This is a genomic window from Mesorhizobium sp. M6A.T.Ce.TU.002.03.1.1 (genome assembly GCF_003997275.1).
In the GTDB taxonomy this organism is placed as follows: domain Bacteria; phylum Pseudomonadota; class Alphaproteobacteria; order Rhizobiales; family Rhizobiaceae; genus Mesorhizobium; species Mesorhizobium mediterraneum.
Genome location: NZ_RZTI01000179.1, coordinates 1 through 9,794 on the forward strand (window position 1 = coordinate 1; position 9,794 = coordinate 9,794).

General features: G+C 62.2%; 9 protein-coding genes. All 9 read right to left on the bottom strand.

The window, feature by feature from the left end; translation table 11 throughout:
- A partial coding sequence (locus EOC93_RS30645; RefSeq protein WP_164759342.1) for an FAD-dependent oxidoreductase occupies window positions 1-238 on the bottom strand: 238 nt, incomplete at its 3' end.
- Between the two features lie 277 nt (window positions 239-515).
- Complete coding sequence (locus tag EOC93_RS30650) at window positions 516-1,745, bottom strand: hypothetical protein (protein ID WP_127206492.1); 1,230 nt, start codon at window positions 1,743-1,745, stop codon at window positions 516-518.
- A 16-nt stretch (window positions 1,746-1,761) separates the two neighbouring features.
- Window positions 1,762-3,234, bottom strand: coding sequence for an aspartate aminotransferase family protein (locus EOC93_RS30655; protein WP_127206493.1), 1,473 nt, complete (start codon window positions 3,232-3,234; stop codon window positions 1,762-1,764).
- A gap of 23 nt (window positions 3,235-3,257) precedes the next feature.
- Entirely contained in the window at window positions 3,258-4,265 is a 1,008-nt protein-coding gene (locus EOC93_RS30660; RefSeq protein ID WP_127206494.1) for an NAD(P)-dependent oxidoreductase, read from the bottom strand.
- Window positions 4,262-4,708 (bottom strand): EamA family transporter, encoded by a 447-nt coding sequence (locus EOC93_RS30665; RefSeq protein WP_095486719.1) that lies wholly within the window; start codon window positions 4,706-4,708, stop codon window positions 4,262-4,264. Before EOC93_RS30665 ends, EOC93_RS30660 begins: the two co-directional genes overlap by 4 nt.
- Window positions 4,709-4,814: 106 nt before the next feature.
- A complete protein-coding gene (locus EOC93_RS30670; protein WP_127206495.1) occupies window positions 4,815-6,182 on the bottom strand; it encodes an FAD-binding oxidoreductase in 1,368 nt (455 codons plus the stop codon).
- 2 nt (window positions 6,183-6,184) lie between these two features.
- A complete protein-coding gene (locus EOC93_RS30675; RefSeq protein WP_095486760.1) occupies window positions 6,185-7,618 on the bottom strand; it encodes a UbiA family prenyltransferase in 1,434 nt (477 codons plus the stop codon).
- A 268-nt stretch (window positions 7,619-7,886) separates the two neighbouring features.
- Window positions 7,887-8,150, bottom strand: a complete 264-nt coding sequence (locus EOC93_RS30680; protein ID WP_095486721.1) for a hypothetical protein — start codon at window positions 8,148-8,150, stop codon at window positions 7,887-7,889.
- Window positions 8,151-8,318: 168 nt separating this feature from the next.
- Window positions 8,319-9,794 (bottom strand): mechanosensitive ion channel domain-containing protein (locus tag EOC93_RS30685; RefSeq protein ID WP_164759343.1); only part of this gene is annotated, 1,476 nt, incomplete at its 5' end.

Below are 9,794 nucleotides of genomic sequence, written 5' to 3' on the forward strand. Positions count from 1 at the left end.
TCTTCTCGTAGAAATCGATGGAGTAGAGCGTCGTCCAGCAGGACAGGAAATCATGGCTGGTCGTGTAGCAGAAGTCGGAGGCGTGCGCTGTCGAGCCGATGTCGGTCGGGATGCCTGATTTGTCGATGCCGACGATATCGTCCCATCCGCGCTCGATCAGGTGATGGGCGACCGATGCGCCGACAATGCCGCCCAGCCCGACGATGACGACCTTCGCCTTTTCCGGAAATCCTGCCATTGCCCGCGACTCCAAAGTGCTGTTGCAGGCGCCGGCGCCCGCTTGACCGGCGCACAATATGCAGGCGACGGCCATCGTGCTACCGCCTGTTTGCGACACGCCGCAGGTGCGGCGCGACCCCGACGCATAACGCCGAAAAATCGGAATCGATTTTCGCTGGGATCATGCGCAGAAAGAAGTTCTACAGCGTCCTTTGCGCGTCCAAAGGACGCGTCGCGCAGCAGTAGAGATCAGCGGCTTCAAGCGAAAATGATGCGCGCCGGGCTGGAGACGGAACTCATGGTTTATCGCCCGGAATGACGTGCAACACTGCGGCTCGTCGCCCTTTGATGCTCGTCCACAGCGCCATGAATGGACCAGCGAGCAGCAGAAACGGCGGAATCAGGTTGGGAAAGTAGATGCGGGTGTCGTGGATCGGGAAGACGGTGAACTTGGCCAGCACGCCGAGCACCAATGCCGCGAACAGGATTCCGGCGCGGCGGTCGAGCTTGAAGCCGGCGCGGCTTGAGGCATACCACCCCGCCAGCGCCAGCACCGAGACGCCGATCCAGCTGTTGAGGCTGACGGCGCGGACCAGGGAGGCGGCAAAGGCCCGGAGATAGGCGACAACCGAGAACGGTGGATCGAAGCCGTCCATATTGTAGTGCTGCTCGATGCTGGAGAACCACAGATGCGGCCACCAGCCGGGATGCTGCGCCCAATGGGAGATGGCGAAATAAGCGACCAGGGAGGCGGCAAACCCGGCCAGCGCGCCCCACGCTTTCTGCCGGAAGGCGACCAGCAGCACGGCGAAGATGGCAAGGAAGACAATGTTGTCGGGCCGCGCCATGAAGGCGAGGAAAAGCAGGACCGCTGTCGCGACCTCGCGACCGCGCACATACGCAAAAAGCCCGCCGAGGAACAGCGCCGAGCACAGCAGATCCGGCGTCGCGGCCCGCGCCACATCGCCGAATTCGGCCATGATCAGCACCGCGCCGGCGACCGGCGCCAGCGCCAGCGCGCCTTCGGACCGCAGCCAGAGCAGCGCGATCCCACCGAACAGCAGCACCGACAATACCTGTAGCAGCCGCATCGCCTCGACCGGCGACATCACAGAGCTCATCGTCGAAAGGATCTCGGCGTAGAGGAACTTGACCCGATACATGCCGAGCAGCGAATGGAAGTCGGTGGCATTTCCGGCCATATGGCTGCGGAAGCCGCCGCCGTCATCGACCAGCGCTTTGTAGTCGCCCGCCGATACACCGTCCCTGACCGTGCCATAGGCATAGTCGTGCAGCGCCTTCGCATCGGCATAGGTGCCCTCTTCGGCGATCGCCAGATAGGGCAGCATGTCCCAATTGGCGTCGGGCATGAACCATGCCGTCACGGCAGTCAGAAGGATGTAGAGCGCAAAGGCCGCCGCCCCGATCGGTGCGGCAAGACGCGCATAGGCGCCCTCGCCCCATGCCAGACCGGCCTCGGTGAGCCGATCGAGCAGGTTTGTCGGAACGGGAGATTTGGTCAGCATGGTTTCGCTCAGTAGCCTAGCGGACCTGGCTTTTGACGAAATCCTTCACGATCGACACGATGCCGCGCGACAGCAGACTATCGAGCGCCTCGACAAAGCGGTCGACGTGTTCGCGCTGGCAGATTAGCGGTGGTTCGAGGCGGATGACGTTGCGGTTGTATTCGGTGAAGGCAACGAGCACGTCGTAGTCGCGCAGCAGCAGCGCTCCGACGAAGCCGGACAAGGACCCCTTCAGCTTGTCGTCAAGCACGCTGACCACAGGCCGCAGCACCATCGGCAAGGTCTGCGAAAAGTCGTGGAATTCCAGCCCGACCATAAGCCCCTTGCCCCGCACGTCCTTGATGATCTTGGGATATTTCTCCTTGAGCGCTTGCAGTCGTTGCAGGAGGTAGTCGCCGGTCACCGCGGCGTTGTCGATCAGTCCCTCGTCGTAAAGCACGTTGAGCGCCTCGATCGAGGTGACACAGGCCTCGCCCATGCCGCCGAAGGTGGCCATGGCGTGGATCATCGCCGTCTTCGGCGTGCCATAGGCCTTCATGTAGACCTCGCGCCTGGCGATCATCGCGCCGACTGCGGCCTTGCCGCCGCCGAGCGACTTCGCCAGCGCCGTCACATCAGGAACGACGCCGTAATGCTCGAAGGCATAGAAACGGCCGGTGCGTCCATAGCCGCACTGCACCTCGTCGGCGACCCACAGCACGCCATACTGATCGCAGAGCGCGCGCAACTTCTGCCAGTATTCGGCAGGCGCCTGGATGATCCCGCCGCCGCCCTGGATGGTTTCCAGCACGATGACGCCGACCTCGGGATCGGAGCGGAAGGTGCGCTCGACCGCCTCGATGTCGGCGAACGGGATACGCACGACATTGTCGGCGACCTTGAAGTCGGCGCGGTAGAGCGAGCCGTCGGTAATCGCCAGCACACCCTTGGTCTTGCCGTGGAAGGAATTCTCGGCATAGACGACCTTCGGCCGCTTCGGGCCGGCGGCTCGCTCGGCGAGCTTCACGGCCGCTTCCATGGCTTCTGAGCCGGACGAGCCCAGAAACACCATGTCGAGATCGCCGGGCGAGCATTTGGCGAGATTGTGCGCCAGGGCCGCCGCATATTGCGACATGAACGCGATGGCGATTTCCTGCCGCTTCTCTTCCTGGAATTTCTTGCGCGCTTCGAGAAGGCGCGGATGATTGTGGCCGAAGGCCAGCGAGCCAAAGCCACCGAAGAAATCCAGGATTCTGCGGCCGTTCTGATCGATGTAGAACATGCCTTCGGCGCGCTCGATCTTGATCTTGTGGAAGCCGAGCAGCTTCATGAAATGCAGCTGGCCGGGGTTGAGGTGCGCCTTGAACAGGTCGGTCATGCGCGCGACGTCCATCGTCTTGGCCTGCTCGACGCTGATCAGATCGGGCTTGACGGTGGTGGCGGGCGAAAGCGCCGGCGCGCTGACCGTGGCGCGCGCAGTCGTGTGGTCTGGCTTGGTCATGACGGTCATCTCAAGAGTCTCCTGCTGGCCCTTCACTCGGCGGGCACATGTTTGGCGGCGACGGCATGGCCGTCTTTCTTGGCGCGATATTCGCTGTAGGCGGCGATCAGCATGTCCTCGTCGCGATATTGCGGCACCCAGCCGAGTTGGCGCTCGGCCTTGGACACGTCGAGCACGCAGTCCTCGTCGGCGATCAGATACTGCTCCGGATCCATGATCGGCATGTTCAAGAGGTCGAGCAGGTCGAGCGTGCGCTTGACCGCCCAGCCCGGTGTCGGAATCAGGATCGACTTCGAACCGGCATGCCTGATCAGATCGCCGAGCAGTTTCCTGACCGGCGGCGGATTGAGCGAGCCGAGATTATAGGCCTCATCAGGCACGCCCGCCTTCCAGGCGGCGCGCGCGGCCTCGGCGCAGTCGAACACCGAGATGAACTGATAGGGGTTCTTGCCCGAGCCGATCATCGGCACCGGAAGGTTCCAGTCGATCAGCTTGAACAGTTTCTCGAGGATGCCGAGGCGGCCGGGGCCGATGATGAGGCGCGGCCGAAACAGCGAGATCGACATGCCGCGCTTGCGCCATTCGGCGGCCAGTTCCTCGGTCTTCTGCTTCGACCAGCCATATTCGCCGAGCGGCGCGACCGGATGGTCCTCCGTCATCGGTTGTGTGACCGTGTGGCCGTAGATCATGTCGGTCGTGTAGTGGACGAGCCTCGGAGCACCGGCCTTGTCCATCGCCTGCAGGATGTGCTCGGTGCCGTGGAAATTCACCGGGAAGAAGAACTCGTGGCGTTTGGCGCGGACCTGGATCGGCGACAGCATTTTCGCCGACAGATTGTAGACCATGTCGTCGGCCTTCAGCCCGACCGAAGCGACCGAGGCCGGATCGGTGACGTCGCACCTGGCATATCGGACCGAGCGGTAATGCGGCAGATCGCTTTTAGCGATATCGGCGACAACCACCTCCTCGCCGTCGGCCAGAAGTTTCGGGGCAAGGTGGCGGCCGACGAAACCGTCACCGCCGAAGATCACATGTCTCATCGAACGATCCCACTGTGAATCTTGTCGGACGAAAGGGAGGCCGTTTCCTCGTCATGCCCGCGCCCACCCAAATCCCGGCCACTTTGGGCGATCAGCACCGTGCCGACGCAGATGAAAGCGATGCCGGCGATACGCCAGCCATTGAGGTCCTCGCGGAAGACGAAATAGGCGAAGATCGCAACGGCGACATAGGCGAGGCTGAGGAATGGGTATGCGAAACTGAGCTCGACCTTGGACAGCACATAGAGGTGCGACGCCATCGAGATGACGAAGGTGCACAGGCCGAGGAAAACCCACGGGCTGAAGACGATCTGCAACAGCTTCAGCAATGGATTGGTGCCCTCGAAGGAAATCTGGCCGAGCGACATCATGCCCTGCTTCAGCATGAGCTGCGCAGCGGCGTTGGTCATGACCGTGAACAGAATGAAGACGATGTATTTCATGTCTTTTCCAGCAACCCTTCCTCGTTCTATTAAAAACCTGCAAACATTTCGTGAAGCACAGGAAAACTCGAAGAAAGCTTTACCTTATCGTTCCATTAACCATGAACTATTCGAATCTTATCGAATCCTCGGCTTCGGCGGGGTCGCGTCGCGCGTCGAGCTTTTTCGCCGCTCGCGCCCAGAAGCTCGACAAGAAGGCGGGGTCGCGGATGGCTTCGAGGCGCTGCCATTCCGGAAAAGACGCGGCGAAAACGTCGGCACCCATTCGGGCGTCCTTGTAAGGATTGACCGCGCCACCGGCCTCGACGGTGATTTGGTCGAGTTCCTTCAGCAGCGCCAGCGTCGCCCGGCCACGGTTGGGAAAATCCAGCGTCAGCGTGAAACCCGGTCGCGGGAACGACAGCAGTGCCGGCGAGCGGATCGAGCCGAAGCGCTTCAAGACCGTGAGAAACGAGCCCTGCCTGGCCCTTTTTGCCGCCGCAAGCAGCGCCGGCACCGCCCGGCGCGCGACGTCTTCCGGCACCACGCTCTGATGCTGGAAAAGCCCGTTCGGTCCGTAGAGCCGGTTCCAGTTGCCGACGCCGTCGAGCGGAAAGAAAAAACCCTGGTAGCCCACCCGGCGCGGCGCCGTAGACCGGCCTTTCTTCCACCGGTAGGCTGCGTTGAAAGCAGTCAGGAACGGCCGGTTGAGCACGTTGAACGGCGGCTGGAACGGCACCGAAAGATTCCCGCTTGCACGCAAGGCCACATGGGAGCCATGCTCGGCGTGATTGCCGGTGAACAGCAGCCCGCGCCCACGGCCGTGGCCGCCGGCAAGCTGGTCGATCCAGGCCACGACGTATTCGTTGGCCTGGTCGGCCGCTTGGGCAAGCTCGAAGAATTCGCCGAGGTCGCGGAACGGGGTCGCCGTCTCGACGATGTCGAGCGATGGCACCCGCATCAGCCGGATAGATGCCGACAGGATCAGTCCGGTCAGCCCCATGCCGCCGATCGTTGCGGCAAACAGGCGTGCGTTGTCGGTGGTCGAGCAGTAGTAGGTCCGTCCATCCGATCTGAGCAGCGTGAAGGATTCGACATGGCAGCCGAAGGTGCCGCGCCGGTGATGGTTCTTGCCGTGAACATCATTGGCGATGGCGCCGCCGAGCGTGACGAACTGCGTGCCAGGAACGACGGCCGGAAAGAATCCGTAGGGCGCCGCATGGGCGATGATGTCGGGCAGAAGCACGCCGGCCTCGGCCTCCATCACGCCGGTCTCGGCATTAAAGGCGCGGATGCGATTCAGCGGCCGCATGTCGACGACCTTGCCAGCCTCGTTCTGGCAGGAATCGCCATAGGAGCGGCCGTTGCCATAGGCGAGCAAGGCGTTTCTTGTCGCCTTGCCGCTCTTCAGCAACGCAACAGCGTCGTCCGCCGGGATCACATCGAGTGCCGGCGGCGTGGCAAGGCCGAAGCTCTGAAAACGCTGCTTCGCCACGCCTACCAGCCTCCGGCGACCAGAAACACGGCGCCGATGAGCACGACGATCTGGCTGCGCCAGTCGCGAATGATGAAGACGACCGGATCGTCGTGCATCTCGTCGCGGCGGGCGAGTATCCAGACGCGCATGGTCAGATAGAGCACGATCGGGGCCAGCGGCCAGACCAGCCAGGGGTGCGGATAGAGTTCGCGCACCGCAACGCTGTCCATATAGAGGGCCAGCACCAGTGCCGAGGAAAAGGCCGAGGCCATGCCCGCCTGGGCGACGATCTCCTGGTCTTCGGTGCGGTAGCCGCGGCCGGCAATGCGCTCGCCGGCTGGAATGGCGGTCGTGCGCAGCTCAACGAAACGCTTCACCAGCGCCAGCGACAGAAAAAAGAAGATCGAGAAGGCCAGCAGCCAGAACGAGACGTCGACGCCGGTCGCCGCGGCGCCCGCCAGAACGCGGATCGTGTAGAGACCGGCCAACGTCAGCACGTCGATCAGGAGCATGCGCTTGAACGACAGCGAATAGGCGGTGGTGACAATGATGTAGCCGCCGAGAACGCCGAGGAATCCGATCGGCAGCAGAAGCCCTGCTCCAACACCTATTGCAAGCAGCACCGCCATCGAACCGAGGCCGAACGGGATCGACAGCGCGCCGCTGGCGAATGGCCGGCTGCGCTTGGTCAGATGTTTGCGGTCGAGCGCGAGATCGAAGAAATCGTTGAGGATGTAGATGGCGGAAGCGACCGCGCTGAACGAGACGAATGCCAGCAAGCATTCCCAGATCATGTCGGCGTTGAAGTATTCGTGCGACAGCACCATCGGCACCGCGATCAGCGAGTTCTTCAGCCACTGATGAACACGCAGCATCTTGACGATGGTCCTGAATGTCGGCTTCGGCGCCGGCATCATTTCGGCACTGTGCGCGGCCTGCCAGCGCGCAGCATGGCGGTCGGGCGCGACGACGATTGCCGTACGCGCGGCGTCGAATACGCTAAGGTCGTGCCGGCTGTTTCCGGCATAGTCGAAGCCGCCATCGCCATAGGCGGCGACAAGCGAAGCGCGCTTTCTGCCTGCAGTCATGTTGTAGGGGCCATCGGTCGCCAGGACGCGATCGAATATCCCGAGATGCGCGGCGATCGCCTCGGCGAATTTGCGTGGCGTGCCGGTCGCCAGCACGATCTGGCGGCCCTCGCCATGTTCAATGCGAAGGCGCTGAAGCAGCGTCTCGCGATAAGGCAGCGATGCAGGGTCGATCTCGACGCGTTGAGCGATGGCCTGCTTCAACTGCGCCGGCCCGCCGGCAAGCCAAAACGGCACGAGGAAGATATAGAGCGGATTCTTCTTGAGAAGGATGAACAGCCCTTCCCACAACAGGTCCGTCGCGATCAGCGTGCCGTCGAGATCGACCGCAAGCGGAATTGCGTTCCTGTCCGACCGCGCATCCATTTTCGTTGCCCTGCCTGAAAGCGCATGACCCCGAAAACCGATTTTTTCGGAAAGGATCATGCGCCGATCCAAAACCAGCGCCGTGCTTCGGCGTCTTCGGCTCGATATAGCGGGGAACAGCGCAGCGAACGTTAAAACGCCCAGCCTGGCTTGGCTTGCATGACGGAATTTCGCTCTTCATCGTTAAGCATCGATGACCCGAAACGATAAAAAGGCCGGGCATTTTCCCGGCCTTCGAAAGCAAGCAGTCAACGTTACTTCATGCGGGTTACTTGATACGGGCGACCCCGCCTGAGATTTCGATCGTTTCCGAGCCGGTCAGCGCCTCGAGGTCGCCATTCGGCATGGTAACGAAACACCCGCTCGGGCAGAATTCCGCGGTTTCGCCGGCGGCCAGCGCCAGCTCCGTTTTGCCACCGCCTTCGGTCACGACCAGCGTGCGGGTCTCGGCGTCCTTGTTGGTCGCGCTGGCGGCGAAGGCTGAACCGCCCACGGCAAGAAAAGCGATGGCGGCGACGAGAGACTTCCACATTTGCAATATCGGTGTTTCCACCGCCTCTGTTGCATTTCGCAAGGCATTCTCGCCCTTTGCATGTGAGCTTATATGAGATGCAAGCTGAACGGCAACTGAATGCCGCATTCATGCCGCATTTGGTTCTCGCTGCGCCGAGAGCTGGCATCAGCTGAATCTTGATAGATCCTAATCGGGATCCGGCTTGCGGATCTTGCGCCCGGATTTGGCCAGGCGTTTCGCCTCGGCCACGGCTTCCGCCTTCGCTTGCTCCTGTTCGGCAAAATCGACTTCGATCTTGTCGTCGTCGATCGGCCACGCCGCATGCTTCTTGGTCTCTACGACGGCGCGCGGCGCCGATGGAATTTCGATATGTTGGTCGGCGAACACATCGAGGACGGCAAACCGGATGTCGTTCTGCACGACGTTGCCGTTCATCACGTCCGCCAGGAACACGCGGATTTCGAATTCGAGAGCGGCCGGCCCGAAATTGGTGAACAGCACGAAGGGTTCGGGATTCTTCAGCACCAGCGGATGGCCACGCGCGATCTCCAAAAGCGCAGCATGGGCCTGTTTTACGTCGCTGCCGTAGGCGACGCCGACCTTGATGTCGATGCGACCGAGCTTGTTCCGGTGCGTCCAGTTGCCGACGGCATTGTTGATCAGGTTTGAATTGGGCAGGATCACCGACTGCCGCTGGAACGTCTCGATCTCGGTAGCGCGCACGCTGATCTTCTTGACCGTGCCGCTGATGTCACCGGCGACGATCCAGTCACCGACCTTGAATGGCCGCTCCGCCAAAAGGATCAGGCCGGAGACGAAGTTGGAGACGACGTTCTGCAGGCCAAAGCCGATACCGAGGGACAGGGCGCCGGCGACAAGCGCCAGGTTGGAGAGATCGATGCCAGCCGCCGAGACGCCGACGAGCGCTGCGAGCGCGACGCCGGCATAGCCGACCGCCAACCGGATCGAGTTGCGCACGCCGGTATCGACCTTGCCGCGCGCCATCACCGAGCCGTCGAGCCAGCCCTGGAACCAGCGCGTCAGGAAATAGCCGATGATGAAGACAACGATGCCGCTCAGGATGCCGGTCAACGAGATCGTCACCGAGCCGATGGTCAGGCCCGTCGCCAGCTTGTAGCCCCAGGCCTGGATGTCGCCGGGCTGGAAGCCCCACATCAGCAGGATCAGCGGCAGGAATACCAGCACGATCATGACATTGATGGCGACGCTGACGACCAGGCCGAGCTGGTCGAGCGCGGACTCCTCATAGCTGGAATTGACCGACAGCCAGCGCCCGATCGACGTGTTGGCAAAGCCGCCTTCCTCGCTGATCGCCCGCGCCGACAGGAAGCCGATATAGGCGGTGACCAGTATGGTGCCGGTGACCACGACCTGCAGCGAGACGAAGATGGCAAGGCCGATATAGCCGAGCAGCGCCGCGGCGACGGTGAAAAGGCCTAGCGCGAAGGCGGTGTACCGCAGCCACGCCGGCCAGGGCCGCCAGCGTCCGTCGGTGGCCTTGAACGGTTTCAGCAGCCCCATCAGGATCAGGATGACGCCAACGATGATGGTGGCGACAAAACTTCTGGCGATGGTCAGCGACAGCGGCGAGCCCATCTTGTCATTGACGACCGACAGGAAATTATTGATGCCGATAACCAC